General features: G+C 57.2%; 18 protein-coding genes and 1 tRNA gene. 9 read left to right on the top strand and 10 right to left on the bottom strand.

Annotation, left to right across the window (positions count from 1 at the left end):
• The first annotated feature begins 92 nt into the window (after positions 1-92).
• Positions 93-1,040, top strand: coding sequence for an AEC family transporter (locus tag ACGK9W_RS05325; RefSeq protein ID WP_053115083.1), 948 nt, complete (start codon positions 93-95; stop codon positions 1,038-1,040).
• Here the strand turns inward: ACGK9W_RS05325 and ACGK9W_RS05320 are convergent.
• The gene (locus ACGK9W_RS05320) at positions 1,037-1,810 is read right to left on the bottom strand and encodes a fructosamine kinase family protein (protein WP_405419425.1); all 774 of its coding nucleotides are present in this window, start codon (positions 1,808-1,810) and stop codon (positions 1,037-1,039) included. The genes ACGK9W_RS05325 and ACGK9W_RS05320 overlap by 4 nt on opposite strands.
• Before the next feature lie 85 nt (positions 1,811-1,895).
• Here ACGK9W_RS05320 and ACGK9W_RS05315 point away from each other — a divergent pair, with 85 nt between their 5' ends.
• On the top strand, positions 1,896-2,171 hold the full coding sequence (locus ACGK9W_RS05315; protein ID WP_008174451.1) for an acylphosphatase: 276 nt from the start codon (positions 1,896-1,898) through the stop codon (positions 2,169-2,171).
• Here the strand turns inward: ACGK9W_RS05315 and ACGK9W_RS05310 are convergent.
• A complete protein-coding gene (locus ACGK9W_RS05310) occupies positions 2,168-2,761 on the bottom strand; it encodes a GNAT family N-acetyltransferase (protein ID WP_405419422.1) in 594 nt (197 codons plus the stop codon). The genes ACGK9W_RS05315 and ACGK9W_RS05310 overlap by 4 nt on opposite strands.
• 28 nt (positions 2,762-2,789) lie before the next feature.
• On the opposite strand from ACGK9W_RS05310, the gene ACGK9W_RS05305 reads away from it, so the two are divergent.
• Positions 2,790-3,392 carry a DUF938 domain-containing protein gene (locus ACGK9W_RS05305; RefSeq protein ID WP_405419419.1) on the top strand — a complete coding sequence of 201 codons (603 nt, stop codon included), beginning with the start codon at positions 2,790-2,792 and terminating at the stop codon, positions 3,390-3,392.
• A gap of 77 nt (positions 3,393-3,469) precedes the next feature.
• Here ACGK9W_RS05305 and ACGK9W_RS05300 read toward each other — a convergent pair.
• Positions 3,470-3,560 (bottom strand) — tRNA-Ser (locus ACGK9W_RS05300).
• Between the two features lie 205 nt (positions 3,561-3,765).
• Between ACGK9W_RS05300 and ACGK9W_RS05295 the strand changes: the two genes are divergently transcribed.
• On the top strand, positions 3,766-4,296 hold the full coding sequence (locus ACGK9W_RS05295; RefSeq protein WP_008174446.1) for an isochorismatase family protein: 531 nt from the start codon (positions 3,766-3,768) through the stop codon (positions 4,294-4,296).
• A gap of 66 nt (positions 4,297-4,362) precedes the next feature.
• Positions 4,363-5,022 (top strand): cupin domain-containing protein, encoded by a 660-nt coding sequence (locus tag ACGK9W_RS05290; protein WP_405419416.1) that lies wholly within the window; start codon positions 4,363-4,365, stop codon positions 5,020-5,022.
• A 28-nt stretch (positions 5,023-5,050) separates the two neighbouring features.
• Here ACGK9W_RS05290 and ACGK9W_RS05285 read toward each other — a convergent pair whose 3' ends face one another.
• The 6 genes from ACGK9W_RS05285 to ACGK9W_RS05260 all read right to left on the bottom strand — a co-directional run bounded on the left by ACGK9W_RS05285 (position 5,051) and on the right by ACGK9W_RS05260 (position 10,058).
• Entirely contained in the window at positions 5,051-5,416 is a 366-nt protein-coding gene (locus ACGK9W_RS05285; RefSeq protein WP_104271048.1) for a hypothetical protein, read from the bottom strand.
• A gap of 110 nt (positions 5,417-5,526) precedes the next feature.
• Positions 5,527-6,426, bottom strand: a complete 900-nt coding sequence (locus tag ACGK9W_RS05280; protein ID WP_405419413.1) for a LysR family transcriptional regulator — start codon at positions 6,424-6,426, stop codon at positions 5,527-5,529.
• A 20-nt stretch (positions 6,427-6,446) separates the two neighbouring features.
• Positions 6,447-7,064: a flavin reductase family protein gene (locus ACGK9W_RS05275; protein WP_405419411.1), complete on the bottom strand. Its 618-nt coding sequence runs from the start codon at positions 7,062-7,064 to the stop codon at positions 6,447-6,449.
• The gene (locus ACGK9W_RS05270; protein WP_405419408.1) at positions 7,064-8,260 is read right to left on the bottom strand and encodes an MFS transporter; all 1,197 of its coding nucleotides are present in this window, start codon (positions 8,258-8,260) and stop codon (positions 7,064-7,066) included. The genes ACGK9W_RS05275 and ACGK9W_RS05270 overlap by 1 nt, the downstream gene beginning before the upstream one ends.
• Before the next feature lie 3 nt (positions 8,261-8,263).
• The gene (locus ACGK9W_RS05265) at positions 8,264-9,091 is read right to left on the bottom strand and encodes a protein-glutamate O-methyltransferase CheR (RefSeq protein WP_405419405.1); all 828 of its coding nucleotides are present in this window, start codon (positions 9,089-9,091) and stop codon (positions 8,264-8,266) included.
• 37 nt (positions 9,092-9,128) lie between these two features.
• On the bottom strand, positions 9,129-10,058 hold the full coding sequence (locus ACGK9W_RS05260; RefSeq protein ID WP_405419402.1) for a chemotaxis protein CheV: 930 nt from the start codon (positions 10,056-10,058) through the stop codon (positions 9,129-9,131).
• 188 nt (positions 10,059-10,246) lie between these two features.
• Here ACGK9W_RS05260 and flgA point away from each other — a divergent pair, with 188 nt between their 5' ends.
• The 3 genes from flgA (at position 10,247) to ACGK9W_RS05245 (ending at position 11,926) form a co-directional block, all read left to right on the top strand.
• Positions 10,247-10,948 (top strand): flagellar basal body P-ring formation chaperone FlgA, encoded by a 702-nt coding sequence (flgA, locus tag ACGK9W_RS05255; protein WP_008174432.1) that lies wholly within the window; start codon positions 10,247-10,249, stop codon positions 10,946-10,948.
• A 173-nt stretch (positions 10,949-11,121) separates the two neighbouring features.
• Positions 11,122-11,448, top strand: a complete 327-nt coding sequence (gene flgM / locus ACGK9W_RS05250) for a flagellar biosynthesis anti-sigma factor FlgM (protein ID WP_008174429.1) — start codon at positions 11,122-11,124, stop codon at positions 11,446-11,448.
• Between the two features lie 7 nt (positions 11,449-11,455).
• A complete protein-coding gene (locus ACGK9W_RS05245) occupies positions 11,456-11,926 on the top strand; it encodes a flagella synthesis protein FlgN (protein ID WP_008174427.1) in 471 nt (156 codons plus the stop codon).
• A gap of 38 nt (positions 11,927-11,964) precedes the next feature.
• Here ACGK9W_RS05245 and ACGK9W_RS05240 read toward each other — a convergent pair whose 3' ends face one another.
• A complete protein-coding gene (locus ACGK9W_RS05240; protein ID WP_053115040.1) occupies positions 11,965-12,714 on the bottom strand; it encodes a hypothetical protein in 750 nt (249 codons plus the stop codon).
• Positions 12,715-12,941: 227 nt separating this feature from the next.
• Here ACGK9W_RS05240 and ACGK9W_RS05235 point away from each other — a divergent pair, with 227 nt between their 5' ends.
• Positions 12,942-13,553 (top strand): peptidylprolyl isomerase, encoded by a 612-nt coding sequence (locus ACGK9W_RS05235; RefSeq protein WP_405420970.1) that lies wholly within the window; start codon positions 12,942-12,944, stop codon positions 13,551-13,553.

Raw genomic sequence — 13,553 nt, 5'->3', positions numbered from 1 at the left:
ACCTTCGTGGTATTCCCATAGCATCCTAGCTTTCTCCCCGCTTATAATTCAGGTGAACCCAGTCACTCTCCTCGACCCGACGGCCACTCTTGATGAACCTGATCGATCTGTTCCTGCAAACCATGGAAACGACACTGCCCGTGTTTGCCATGGTCTTTATCGGCCTGGGACTTCGCCGGATCGGCTGGATCGATAACGCGTTTGTGAATACTGCTTCGGCGCTGGTGTTCAAGGCCACCCTACCGACCCTGGTATTCTTGAGCATCATCCGGGCCGATCTGGATACCGCGTTCAATCCCGGCCTTTTGGTCTTCTACCTGGTCGCGACTCTGGGGAGTTTCGCCATCACCTGGCTCTGGGCCCGCTGGCGTGTGGTTCGGGAGGATCGTGGCGTTTACGTGCAGGGCGCGTTTCGGGGTAACTGCGGTATCGTCGGCCTGGCGCTCGCCGCCAATCTCTACGGAGACTTCGGCCTGTCGGCAGGTGGCATCCTGCTTGGCCTGGTGATCATCTCCTACAACATACTGTCGGTGATCGTGCTGGTGGCCTACCAACCGGGGCAAACAACGGACTGGACGAAGATCTTCCACGACATCATCCGCAACCCGCTCATCCTGGCAGTCTTCGTGGCGATTCCCTTCGCTGCCCTGGATATCTCACTGCCGGGCTGGGTCATGACCAGCGGCGATTACTTTGCCTCACTCACGCTGCCCCTGGCGCTGCTTTGCATCGGCGCAACCGTATCCCTGAGCGCCATCCGGAGTGACAGCAAAACAGCCTTGGGTTCCAGCCTGTTCAAGATGGTTATACTGCCGGCGCTTTGCACCGCCGCAGCGTGGCTGGCCGGTTTTCGGGGTTCGGAGCTGGGCCTGATGTTCCTGTTCTTCGCCAGCCCGACGGCGGCCGCCAGTTTCGTGATGGTGAAGGCGCTGGGCGGTAATGACCGGTTGGCGGCTAATATCATCGCCCTGACGACCCTTCTGGCAAGCATTACTGTCACTCTGGGAGTCTTCGTGCTTCGCAGTACCGGCCTGATCTAGGCCCTGCCCCGGCCTATTGCTTCAATCGCGGCAAAACCCAGCTGGCAACCCTCCAGGTAACCACCTCCGAACAGGTTGTAGTGGTTCAGGTAATGGTAGAGGTTGTAGACCTCACGCTTGATGCCATAAACCGGTGTACGTGGGTAACACGCGTCGTAGGCCCGGTAGAATGCTTCGCCGAAACCACCAAACATCTGTGTCATGGCGATATCCGCTTCACGATCACCGCAGTAGACGGCCGGGTCAATCAGCCAGGGGCGGTCAGAGCCATAGAGCACGTTACCATTCCAGAGATCACCATGGAGCAGGCTCGGGTGCTCACAGTGGGCGTTCAGCCAGTCCGTCAGCAAGCCCCCGTGCTGGTCCAATACCTGTTCGAATCGAGTCCTCTGGCTGGCGTCACGAATACGTGAGACCTGGTAGCCAAGGCGGTCGTGGACAAAAAACTCACCCCAGTTGTCGCACCAGCGATTGGGTTGCGGTGCCAGGCCAATGTAATTGTCCCTGCCCCAGCCGTATGCCTCCTGCCGCAGGGCATGCATTCTGGCCAGACCTTCACCAAGCACCTCGCGCGCCCGATCTGAGCCACCTGAAGACCGGATGGCGGTGATTTCGAGTTCGGTTTCGTTCACCCGATAAACGTGCGGCACACCGACGTCGGTCACCCCGGCCTCATCAAGTGCGCCTGCAAGGCGCTCCAATCCCTCCGCCTCGCAGACCAGGGCATCGGCATAACCAGTCGCATTGTGTTTCAGGTGGGTGGAGGCCATCGGCGTTCTCTCTCCTTGAAGTGGTCGTGCCCGAACCGGTAGATTGAAATAAAGCCTGACACGACAGAACGAGCGGGAGCAAACCATGGATACCAAACGCTGGCAACTTCTGATATCCGGCCGGGTACAGGGGGTCTACTATCGCGCCTCCACGGAACAGAAGGCCTCTTCCCTGGGTTTGACGGGGTTCGCTCGCAATCTGCCCGATGGACGAGTTGAGATTGTGGCCGAAGGCCCGGAGGAACGCCTGGACGAACTCAGAACCTGGTGCGCCGAAGGCCCACCGGATGCGCGTGTGGATGCGGTGGATATTGCGCCGGAATCGCCAACCGGGGAATTCAGCAACTTCAGCGTTCGTTAGGCAATACGCCTCAGCCAGAACGTCATGGGCTTGGCGGTTTCCGCCGCCTGATCCACATCTTTCCATGCATAGGTGGTGGTCAGCTCCGGTACTTTTCGGTAGCCGCGGTTGTGCCAGAATGAGTCCAGCGGCTGATAATCGGCGGGTCTGAGTGGATGATCTTGAGGCCGCTCGACCGCGCAGAAACAGCAGTGCGTGAAACGGCCCTGTTCCCGGGCATGGCCTTCCCGGTGGTCGAAGAAGGCCACCCCGATGCCCTGCCCCCGGTAATTCGGCAGCAGCACCGACTCACCGAAATAGAAGATCTTGTCTGGCTTATAACCCTGCTCGATGAACGGCCCTTTGAACTCGTCCGTTTCGTGGTCCATCGGGATGCCCGTGGCGGCGCCAACAACCGATTCGCCATCCAGGGCCAGCACGAAGAGACTCTCTGGCGAGCGGGCGTAGGTATCGAGGTACTTGCGCTCGTAGTCCATATCACCGTCGTACAGGTAGGGAAAATGGCGAAACACCTCGATCCTCAGGCGCGCGAGATCATCCAGGTATGGTTTAATCTGGTCACCGCTGAGCCGGCGTATTGAAACCGCCATAAACTACCCCCTGTCGAAAGGTCGGAGCATGCAAAAAGACAAGCCGTTTTCTCAAGCCTGCGAGAATAACAAAGCGCCGATTCTGGAAAAACTTGTCGAGCTTTTCAAACAGCCGGGCACCATTCTGGAGATCGGCACGGGCACGGGCCAGCACGCCGTTCACTTTGCCGCTCACCTACCCCACGTGGTTTGGCAGCCCACCGATCACCCTCAGAACGCCCAGCTTTCCCGGCCGTGGATCGACGATGCCCACCTTACGAATATCAACCCGCCCATTGCCCTGGAGGTGTTGAACGGAGATTGGTCCAGCCTGCCCGCCATCGACGGCGCGTTCTCCGCCAATACGGCGCATATCATGGCCTGGGAAGAAGTGCAGGCGATGTTTCGCGGCCTGGCGGAGGCACTACCCAAGGGCGCAATCTTCTGCCTCTATGGGCCTTTCAGCTATGGCGGTCGGCACACCAGTGAAAACAATGTACGGTTCGACCTGTCGCTGAGAACACAGGCGCCGCATATGGGAATTCGGGATATGGAGGATCTCGAGGCTCTTGGTGAAGCAACCGGGCTGAAGCTTGAAAAGGATTTCGGGATGCCGGCTAATAATCGGTTGTTGGTTTGGAGAAAATCCTAGCTCGAACCCGGGAGGGTTCTTTCTACCCTGCCAATCGGCCAATAAAAAACCCCAGCATTTCTGCTGGGGTTTTGTATTGGCGGAGAGGGAGGGATTCGAACCCTCGAAACGCTATTAACGTTTACACACTTTCCAGGCGTGCGCCTTCAGCCACTCGGCCACCTCTCCAATAAACTGTTTCAAATCAGCAACGTCGTCGCTCATTTGAGGGCGCAAACTTTAATGGTTTTACGGGCGCTTGGCAACTCCCCCGGGGAAAATCGTCAAAAAAATTCGGGCGAGACGGGTTTTCTCTTTACCGGTTGAGCAGATTCAGGACTATCGTTAGTACAACGCCAAGTATAATCATCCAGTTTGTGGGGAGAGACTATTCATGCTGATGAAAGCCGAGCAATCGACGCTGTTGCTCATCGATGTCCAGGAAAAGCTGATGCCGGCCATTAGCCATGGCGACGAGGTGGTGGACCGCTGCATCGTGCTGGCCACCATTGCCGGACTCATGGAAGTTCCTGTGCTGGGCACCGAGCAGCTGCCGGACAAGCTGGGACATAATGTTGAAGCGGTCCGGGAGCTCTGCAACCAGACCCTGGCCAAGCACCATTTTGATGCCTGCCCCGATGGGCTCGTTGACCAGTTGCCGGAGGGCCGGCAGCACATTGTAATCGGTGGCTGCGAGACCCATGTGTGTATGATGCAAACCGCCCTTAGCCTGCTGGATGCTGGTTACAAGGTATGGGTGGTGGCCGATGCTACCGGCTCACGCAACGAGTTTGACCGGGACGTCGCTCTGGACCGCCTGAACGAGAGCGGCGCCAGGATTGTAACGCTTGAGATGGTGGCGTTTGAATGGATGCGTCATTGTAAACATCCGCAGTTCCGGAACATTCAGGCCCTGATCAAATAGAGGCATCCGGAAGGCTGGCGCCCACGTAACTAGTCACTTCAATTTCAGGTGGTTTTGAGGTTCGCAATGCTCAACATGGACTTTTCCAAGAAAGTCATCATCCGCACCGAAGAGCAGGATTGGGTGCCCAGCCCTGCCGGTGGTGTTTTGAGAAAGCCTCTTGCCCGCGAGGAAGCAGAGCGTGGCCATGCGACCAGCGTGGTCCGGTATGAGCCTGGTGCCTCCTTTAACCGACATGAGCACCCCCTGGGCGAAGAAATCTTCGTTCTCGATGGGGTGTTTTCCGACGAGACCGGCGACTACCCGGCCGGCACTTATCTACGGAACCCGCCAGGCAGTGGACACGCCCCTTTCAGCAAGGAAGGCTGCACGCTGCTGGTCAAGCTGCATCAGTTCGACGAACGCGATGGATCCACTGTACGCATAGATACGCGCACTACGCCGTGGCTGCCGGGTATAGGCGGGCTTGAGGTGATGCCGCTGCACGAATTCGAGCACGAGCATGTGGCCCTGGTGAAGTGGCCGGCCAATGAGGTTTTCCAACCCCATCGGCACTTCGGCGGAGAGGAGATATTTGTGCTGTCCGGTGAGTTTTGCGATGAACATGGTCGCTACCCGGCGGGCACCTGGATTCGGAGCCCCCACCTGAGCCAGCATCACCCGTTCGTGGACAAGGAAACAATCATCTGGGTAAAAACCGGCCACCTGCCGATCGAGACGCCATAAAAAAGGGCCCCGAAGGGCCCTGAAGTGGTCAAGAGATCGCTGTGTGTTGCCAGTTCTGCCTGCTGAACGCGTCGTTGCTTGCACCGTTAGATGCCGTATTGAAGAGCTCTTCTTCACCGGCAGGTATTGCAAACACGTGGTACGCCTCAGGGCCAAATGGATCCAGTGCGGTATCGAGGTATTCGAAGCTGTCAGGCACTGGTTCGCCCGAATAAGCGACTCGGAACTGCCGCTCAAGGGTTGGTGTGGTTACGTTCAGGGGCTGCTCCACCCAGAGGTAGACGGCCTTATGGGGCACGATGTATTCGCTGCGCACCACCCTGTAACCCTCTTTGAGCGTGAGCGTGGTCGGCTCTTTGCCCGGTTCCAGACGGAATTTGTGGATGGTCTTCATAGCTGCTGCTCCTCTTTGGTTTGCTGCCTTTCACAACTCCATAATGGACAGGAACAGAGTTCGATAAAATAAGCTTTTGTGAGCTTTTAAGATCGTTATTTTCGATGCAATCAGGCGTCACTATCACCCGTGTGGGCATCGACAATGGCACGGACGCCCTCATGGGCGGTTTTTCGGCCACGAGTGATGGCGAACAATTCATCCATGACGTCTTCAATTGAGGCAATCTGCTCTACCTCATACTGGCGGCAGACCTCCTCGCGGATTGAGGTTGGAGCAGCGAACACGCCATAGCCCTGGCTGCCAAATACCTTGATCAGGGCGCTGTCATCTACCCGGGCGACAAGTTTCATGCGAACCCCGTTCAGGGAAAACCAGTTCATCAGTCGCTCGAAATAGGGTGCATCCGTGGCGTTGGCCAGCAACGGTTGACCATTCAGGGATTCGGGAAACCCCTTTTTGAGCTTTCTTGCCAACTCTGGTGCGGCGAACAGGCTCATGCTGGATCCCGCCAGAGGGTGTACCGTGAGATTGCCGTCCTCCTGCAACCGTGGCACCCGGTCGGTCAGAACCAGATCCAGCTCCTTGCGTTTCAGGCTAAGCACAAGATCTTCGGTGCGCCCGGTTTGGCATTCAAGCTGGATGGACCGCTCGCCCGCCATCGCCGGCTGCAGCAGGTAGTAGGCAATCAGCTTGTGAATCGACGCGGAGACGCCGGCTCGCAGGGTCAGCGGGCGCTCGGAAGGATCAAGCCGCAGGGTTTCGGCAAGCTCACCGGTGAGGGCGAATATGTCGTCGGCGTAGCCGAGGATCAGCCGGCCGTAGTCTGTGAGGATCAGCTTGCGCCTTTCCCGGGAGAACAGGCGCCCACCCACTGAGGCTTCAAACGTGGCAAGCTGGCCACTGAGGGTCTGCGGCGCCAGTTCCAGGACTTCACTGGCTCGGGCGATCGAACCTTCCCGGCTGATCACCCAGAAATAGTAGAGATGGCGGAGGTTAAGCTGTTCCATTCCTTTGCCCTGCCCCCGATTCAGGATGGCCGCGGAATTTTGAGGATTTCACCGAAGGTGACGTATTCGCTTCCCCCGAGACGGCCGATCGGATCAATCGCAGCGCCATTGAAGGTCAGGCGATTCTTGTCATCGTAACGAGCTGCATCATCAGATACCCATACCCGGGTGACTTTTCCGAATACCAGTGACTGGGGCCCGGCACCGATTTCCTTGATGTCGTAGAGCTCGCAGGCAAAAGCCACGTGGCAGTCCTTGAGCCGAGGCAGGCTCGAGCCTTCAAAATCCAACAGCTCCAGATCAAGATTTTTCAGTTCGGATTCGCCATGGGGCAAGGTTCGCGAGGATTCTGTGACCGCCGCGGCGAGATCCCGGTGGGCGATGTGAATGACAAAATTCTTTCTCGCTTCAATGTTTACCCGGGTGTCTTTCGAAACGCCCTCCGCCGGTTTTTTACCAACGGAAATCATCAGCAACGGGGGATTGCTGGTGATCGGCGTAAAGAACGAGAACGGCGCCAGATTGTAGTCGCCATCCGGATTTTCACTCAGCACCCAGGCAACTGGCCTCGGAATCACTGTCTGGGTAAGGATGTGGTAGGCATCTTTCGGATCCATACCCTCGAAATCTATAAGCATTAGTCTCTCCCGTTAACGGCGGGCTCGGGCGCTCGGTCCCGCAACAGCCACAACGTCATCAACAACCCGTGAAGTATCAGGAAGGGCACTGCAACCATGACCAGGCCGCCCCAGCCGAGCCAGCTCAGAATGGCACCTGCAGACAGCGCGGCGGTAGCCTGGGAACCAAAGACCATGATGTCGTTCAGGCCCTGGACACGGAAGCGTTCTGCATCCCGGTAACCTCGGGGCAAAAGCGTTGTACCGCCAACAAACAGGAAATTCCAACCGATACCGAGCAACAACAGGGCGGAAAGGTAATGGTGAAAACTCACGCCACTGGCGGCCAGAGCAATGCAACCCAGATACGCCAGCAATCCCGCAGCCATCATCAGCGGTATGCCAATAACGCGGGTCAGCCAGCCGCTGATCAGCGACGGCAGGTACATGGCCATGATGTGGAGCTGGATGACGCGCTTGGCATCGTCCAGGTCATGCCCCGCCATCTCGGTCATGCTCAATGGCGTTGCCGTCATAATGAAACTCATGACCGCATAGCCAATGGCAGCAGCACTAATGGCGGCCCAGACCAGTGAATTCGACAGAATTTCCCGCAGCGGGCGTCCACCCCCTGGCCGTGATTCCTGTACCCGTTCCGCGCCCGCCCGATAGCCGGCGCCAAGGATCAACAGCGCCGCGCCCTGCACCACCGCCAGCGCAACCCAGCTGATCAGAAACGGATACTGCTCCGCGGCGCCGCTACCCAGGGCGGCCACTTCCGGCCCTAGCCAGGCCGCCACCAGGCCTCCCAGGAGCACACGAGCGGCGGCAGAGCCAGCCATCCCCGGTGCCACGGACTCCATGGCTGCAAACCGGTATTGGTGAACGACAGCAAGGCCGGTACCACCTACGACAGCCGCCAGACACAACAAAGAAAACAGACCGGTCCAGGACGCCGCCGCCCCCATCAGCCCCGCCACGATACCCATGATCGCGCCAAGCAGCATCACACGCTTGCGCCCGATGCGCTCCATCAACCAGGTGGCCGGTTTGATGGCGAGCACGGTGCCAACCACCACCAGACCCACCGGAAGCGTTGCGTATTCAGGGGCCGGAGCGAGCATTCGGCCCTGGATGCTGCCGATAAAAACGATGAAGGGCGCTGTGCACATGGCCAGCGCCTGGGCGGCAACCAGGACCCAGACATTGAGGGGCATGGACTACTTTTTCCTGTAGATGATTCCGGGATGGCACTGCACCATCTCGTAGAGATGGGGCAAACCGTTCAACGACTCGGAGGCACCCAGAACCAGATAGCCGCCCGGATTCAGGGTGGCGTGCATGCGGGTAAGAATGTCCTTTTTCAGATCCGCAGAGAAATAGATCAGAACATTCCGGCACATCACGATATCAAACTTACCGAGCATGTAACGCTCCAGCAAGTTCAATTCCTTGAACTCCACCATGCTCTTGATCTGCGGCTTGATCTGCCAGCCACCATTGAGGGACGGGGTAAAAAACTGCTTTTGTCGCTCCGGTGAAAGGCCCCGGCCAATGGCAATCATCTCGTACTCGCCCTTGCGGGCGACTTCGAGAACGCTTTTGGAGATATCAGTGGCAGTAATTTTCACATCGCGAAGCTTGCCGGGCCTTGCCCGCCGGAACTCCTCCACGATCATGGCGATGGAGTATGGTTCCTGGCCGGTTGAACAGGCCGCCGACCAGATCCGAAGAGGCTGGCCCGAACTGCGTTCAGCGAATTCAGGAAGCAGCTTTTCCTGAAGTATCCGGAAAGGATGATTGTCACGGAACCACAGCGTCTCATTGGTTGTCATCGCATCGATGACCACTTCCTTTAGGCCGCCCCGGCCGGGACGCTTGAGGCGCTCAAGGAGTTCACCCAGGGTGCTCAGGCTGTTCTCTTCGAGAATCCTGCGCAACCTGCTTTTTACCAGGTACTGTTTGTTCTCGCCCAGTAAAATCCCACAGGCATCCTGCAGGAACGATTTGAAGGCTTCATATTCCTGTGGCGTTATTTCCGCTTTCATTGGGTCTCTGTTCTGAGTGAATCTTTGAGCGGCTCCATCAACCCTGGTCGATGATTTCCATCACCCGCTCTGCCAGTTCGTCCGGACTGAACTTTGCCATAAAGTCGTCGGCCCCGACCTTTTTCACCATGGCCTGGTTGAACACACCGCTGAGTGAGGTGTGGAGCATAACAAACATATCTGCCAGGGCCGGGTCACTTTTCACCTTGGTAACCAGGGTATAGCCATCCATTTCCGGCATCTCGACATCGGAGATGATCAATGAGAAGTGATCTTTGGCCCGCGAACCGTCCGCCGTTATTTCTTTCAGATATTCGAATGCTTGCTTGCCGTCATTTTTCAGCACCACTTCCATGCCGATTGCGGTGAGACACCGCTGTATCTGGCGCCGGGCCACGGACGAATCATCCACCACCAACACGGGTAGATGTCCGGGCACGCGCTCCGCGCTCTTACTCAGGACGGCTTCGGTCACGTCCTCCGCAAGCGGAGAAACTTCTGAAAGAATCTTCTCCACATCAATGATTTCAATAAGCTTATCATCTATTTTCGTGACAGCGGTTAGATAGACATCCCTGCCGGCACCTTTGGGTGGCGGCAGGATTTCTTCCCAGTTCATGTTCATGATTCGCTCGACACCGCTCACCAGGAAACCCTGCGTTTTGCGATTGTATTCAGTGATGATGACGAAACTGGTGGAGAGCTCTTCTTGCGGGATACCGGGCAGACCGATTGCCATGCTCAGATCGATAATGGGGATAGTCTCGCCCCGGCTATGGGCTACGCCTCGAACGACCGGGCGGCTGTTGGGCAGGGAGAACAGCTTCGGACACTGCAGAACCTCTTTCACCTTGAACACGTTGATCCCGTAGATCTGACGCCCCCTGAGACGGAATAGAAGCAGCTCGAGGCGGTTCTTTCCGACCATCTGAGTGCGCTGGTTGACACTGTCCAAAACCCCTGCCATTTCGATTCTCCTGGCTTGCCGGAATTACAACGGCATATATCTTGCTGTTCACTGAATAATAGCCTGATCGACGGAAACCCGTCATATCAGGGGTGGGTCAGCCCATTTAACGGCCACTTTTACCGAATCCTTAGCCTGATTCGGGCTTTTCTGCCCTGTTGTTGACAGCATAGGACAAACTGATACGTATGCGCATCACGAATTTCGCCCTACTACTGCTAATGTCTGGCCTGAGCACGCCGCTCCTTGCTGGAACGACGGCCGAACAGATTCAGAAAGCGACCCTGGCGTTTCTGGACAGCTTTGCGTCTGAACAGGCCGAGCATGGCTACACCGTTTCCTTCGAACCCGGTTCCATCGACAGCCGCCTCGCTCTCGCCGAGTGCGAAAAGCCTTTGAGTGTAGAGTTCAGCGGGGATCCATGGAAAAGCACCAGCCCGTCGTTGCAGGTAGCCTGCGAAGGAACCCGTCCATGGCGAATGTTTGTCACCGCTTCAGTCTCTATCCATGGGCCAGCCCTGGTGGCAGCGAGGCCACTCACACGTGGAGAGCGAATAACCGAAGGGCTGCTTGCGAAACAGTCTGTTGAAATCAATTCATCCAGACGTGGCGTGATTACGGACTCGAAGCAGGCAATTGGCATGGAAGTGCGGCGCGCAGTGAATGCCGGCTCGCTCGTTACACCAGACATGCTTTCGGCCCCGAATGCGGTCGAACGGGGCGATCATGTTATCATCACCGCCAAAACCGGTGGATTTTCAGTACGTTCCCGGGGCAAAGCCCTGGCAAGCGCCAGCGTTGGCGAACAGGTTCTGGTTGAGAACCTGCGCTCATCGCGCACGATAAGAGCCAGCGTTGTCGCGCCGGGCCACGTGGAAATTCCGATGTGAGCCGCGTGCGGCAGAGGCTTGCCGGAGCGGCAAGTGAATGCCGCAAAACCGGTCGTAAACGCAGATGAAAAAAAGTGCTAAAAGTACTAAAGGTTTTCGCGGCGCCGCCGTTAAGAAGACATAAACTCGAGTAAGCGCCGCATTCGTGGCGCGACAGGCAAGCAGGTACAGATATGTCAGTTGACTTAAATGGAATTGGCCCCGGCCAGGTCAACACCCAGAGAACCACGGCCGACAAAAGCTCCGGCGCACAGAATACCCAGCCGGCATCCAACGAACAGGCGAAGACACAGGCCCAGGGGGCCCGTGGTGAGAACGTCAGCCTGAGCAATCAGGCCAAGAACCTGAAGCAGCTCGAACAAAAGCTGGGCGATTATCCGGAAATGGATGACGACCGCATCGAGCAGATCCGTTCCGCCCTTGAAAATGGCACGTACAAGATTGACGCCGAGAAGCTGGCCCAGAAAATGCTTGAGATGGATGAAAGCATTTTCGGGTGAGTAGACCATGGCCGCAATTGATGATTTGAAGACCCTTCTTTCCCAGGATATCAGCCAGCTTGAAACACTGGCTGACGTTCTCGGCAAGGAAAAGACCTGCCTTGCGAATTCCGACCTCCGCCAGCTGGACGCCCTGACCAGAGAGAAGAACGATCTCCTCGGTGCAGTCCGCGAACGCGCCAAACAGAAAATCCGAACGCTCGTACAAATGGGATATCGCCCCGAAAGTGGCGAGCCTTCCCGCTTTATTCGCAGCGCCGGATTCTCGGATCTCTTCGAACTCTGGCAGGAAGCGGACCAGAAGCTGCGAACCTGTCAGACGCTGAACCAGACCAACGGTCGCGTAATCAGCCACTTGCAAAAGCGTTTGTCGAGGCTCACAGATATTTTCCGCGGCGCCACCGGCCAGCAAAAGCTGTACGGTGCACAGGGTCAGCAGACCACGGTATCAAGCAGCACGGTGCTCGCCAGCGCCTGAGCCCGGACGCATGGCTCTGCCGAGCCATGCTTTCCACTTCATCGGGTGTAGATGGTCATCTGGGAGTCGGGATGAAACCGGATGTCGTGAATGCTCACGTTGCCCATTGAAGCTCCCTGGCCTCCCGTAACCCGTATATTGTCCATCCGAATTTCCTCGATGCGCTCAGGGAACGCCAGCATCAGGGCGCCATCTTCTCTTACCCGATAACGTGGCTCCCCTTCACGATAATGCACACCGGAAATGCTGAGATCTGAATCCAGGAAGTTCAGAACCGGCACGAAGATATTGGCGGAAAGCTTGAGACCTTCTATAACATCTGCGGATGCCTCGGAGCCCTGCTCCCCATTTCCTGCGGGGTTCTCCGCCATCTTGCTGACAATACCAATGCGCTGCAGCAAGGTCGGATCGCCCTGACCGGAAATCGCCGCCAGCTCGGCTTCGCTCATGGGGGCAAGATTGCCTCTGTCATAAAGTTCGCCGGCTTCCAGTATTGCCTGTGACGCCTCGGCCGAATTGCTGGCCGCAAAGGTTACCAGGGGCTGGAATGGCAGCGTGACCGCTGTTACCAGGGCGGCAGCGTTGCGATAGCGGGACTGGTGCTTGAGGACACGGTGCAGCTCCTTCTCGCTGATCCAGCCCGCCTGGATAAATACCTCACCCAGGCGCTGTCCCGATTCGCGCTGAAGCCTGAGGCCTTCGTTAACCTGCCCCTCAGACAGATACCCACGATTGATAAGCAATCGCCCGAGGCGTGATTTCTCTTCAAATCCCTGACGGATTCTCACCCAGTGTCTCCTTTTAAACAGTGAAAACCGTACAACCCGGCCCGGCCAGTGTGATCCATGACTTCCGATATCGGGAAGGTTAGCCGATCACACAACGATGTGCGTGGATGCAGTGCCCGTTTTACCATCACCATCTGGTAAGATCTGGCACCTGATAACAGAATTCGCCGAATTGTCGCAGGAAACACACCTGCTAATAACACGGAGAACGGCTGCAAATGACAAACATGGTAAAACCCCTGAAAACTGTGACTCCCGTATTGCTTATGGCATTCGCCCTGCTCATGCCGACTGCCGCGGTGCAGGCGCAAACCAATGAGCAGCCGGCCAGTGATCCACTTCCAAAGGTCCGCATGGTGACCAGTGAAGGCGCTATCGAGCTTCAGCTTCGCCCGGATGTTGCGCCCGAAACGGTCGACAATTTCCTGCAGTACGCCGAAGACGGTTTTTTCGACGGCACCATCTTCCATCGGGTTATACCCGGGTTCATGATCCAGGGCGGCGGTTTCACCCGGGATCTCTCCCGCAAGTCCACTCGGGCCCCTATCCGCAATGAAGCGAAAGAGACACTGCCGAACCTTCGTGGAACCATTGCGATGGCTCGCACCAGTGCGCCTGATTCCGCCACGTCCCAGTTCTTTATCAACCTTTCCGACAACGGGTTCCTGAACGCCGGAGTTCGCGGCCCGGGTTATGCGGTTTTTGGCAAGGTGACCGAGGGCATGGGCGTTGTCGATGCCATTGCCCGCAAACAGACCACCCGGAAACAGGGGATGGCCGATGTGCCGGTTGAACCTGTGATCATCGAAACCGTCACCGTGGTCGACCCCAAAGGCTGA

Source organism: Marinobacter flavimaris (genome assembly GCF_045057155.1).
GTDB classification, from domain to species: Bacteria; Pseudomonadota; Gammaproteobacteria; order Pseudomonadales; family Oleiphilaceae; genus Marinobacter; species Marinobacter manganoxydans.
This window is presented reverse-complemented; position numbering and strand designations above follow the sequence as displayed.

Coding starts and splice junctions, on each gene's coding strand:
- ACGK9W_RS05245 (WP_008174427.1), top strand. CDS start 11,456: ATGGCCGCAATTGATGATTTGAAGACCCTTCTTTCCCAGGATATCAGC.
- flgA (WP_008174432.1), top strand. CDS start 10,247: ATGCGCATCACGAATTTCGCCCTACTACTGCTAATGTCTGGCCTGAGC.
- ACGK9W_RS05235 (WP_405420970.1), top strand. CDS start 12,942: ATGGTAAAACCCCTGAAAACTGTGACTCCCGTATTGCTTATGGCATTC.
- ACGK9W_RS05270 (WP_405419408.1), bottom strand. CDS start 8,260: ATGCCCCTCAATGTCTGGGTCCTGGTTGCCGCCCAGGCGCTGGCCATG.
- ACGK9W_RS05275 (WP_405419411.1), bottom strand. CDS start 7,064: ATGCTTATAGATTTCGAGGGTATGGATCCGAAAGATGCCTACCACATC.
- ACGK9W_RS05290 (WP_405419416.1), top strand. CDS start 4,363: ATGCTCAACATGGACTTTTCCAAGAAAGTCATCATCCGCACCGAAGAG.
- ACGK9W_RS05260 (WP_405419402.1), bottom strand. CDS start 10,058: ATGGCAGGGGTTTTGGACAGTGTCAACCAGCGCACTCAGATGGTCGGA.
- ACGK9W_RS05265 (WP_405419405.1), bottom strand. CDS start 9,091: ATGAAAGCGGAAATAACGCCACAGGAATATGAAGCCTTCAAATCGTTC.
- ACGK9W_RS05325 (WP_053115083.1), top strand. CDS start 93: ATGAACCTGATCGATCTGTTCCTGCAAACCATGGAAACGACACTGCCC.
- ACGK9W_RS05315 (WP_008174451.1), top strand. CDS start 1,896: ATGGATACCAAACGCTGGCAACTTCTGATATCCGGCCGGGTACAGGGG.
- ACGK9W_RS05310 (WP_405419422.1), bottom strand. CDS start 2,761: ATGGCGGTTTCAATACGCCGGCTCAGCGGTGACCAGATTAAACCATAC.
- flgM (WP_008174429.1), top strand. CDS start 11,122: ATGTCAGTTGACTTAAATGGAATTGGCCCCGGCCAGGTCAACACCCAG.
- ACGK9W_RS05320 (WP_405419425.1), bottom strand. CDS start 1,810: ATGGCCTCCACCCACCTGAAACACAATGCGACTGGTTATGCCGATGCC.
- ACGK9W_RS05305 (WP_405419419.1), top strand. CDS start 2,790: ATGCAAAAAGACAAGCCGTTTTCTCAAGCCTGCGAGAATAACAAAGCG.
- ACGK9W_RS05280 (WP_405419413.1), bottom strand. CDS start 6,426: ATGGAACAGCTTAACCTCCGCCATCTCTACTATTTCTGGGTGATCAGC.
- ACGK9W_RS05295 (WP_008174446.1), top strand. CDS start 3,766: ATGCTGATGAAAGCCGAGCAATCGACGCTGTTGCTCATCGATGTCCAG.
- ACGK9W_RS05285 (WP_104271048.1), bottom strand. CDS start 5,416: ATGAAGACCATCCACAAATTCCGTCTGGAACCGGGCAAAGAGCCGACC.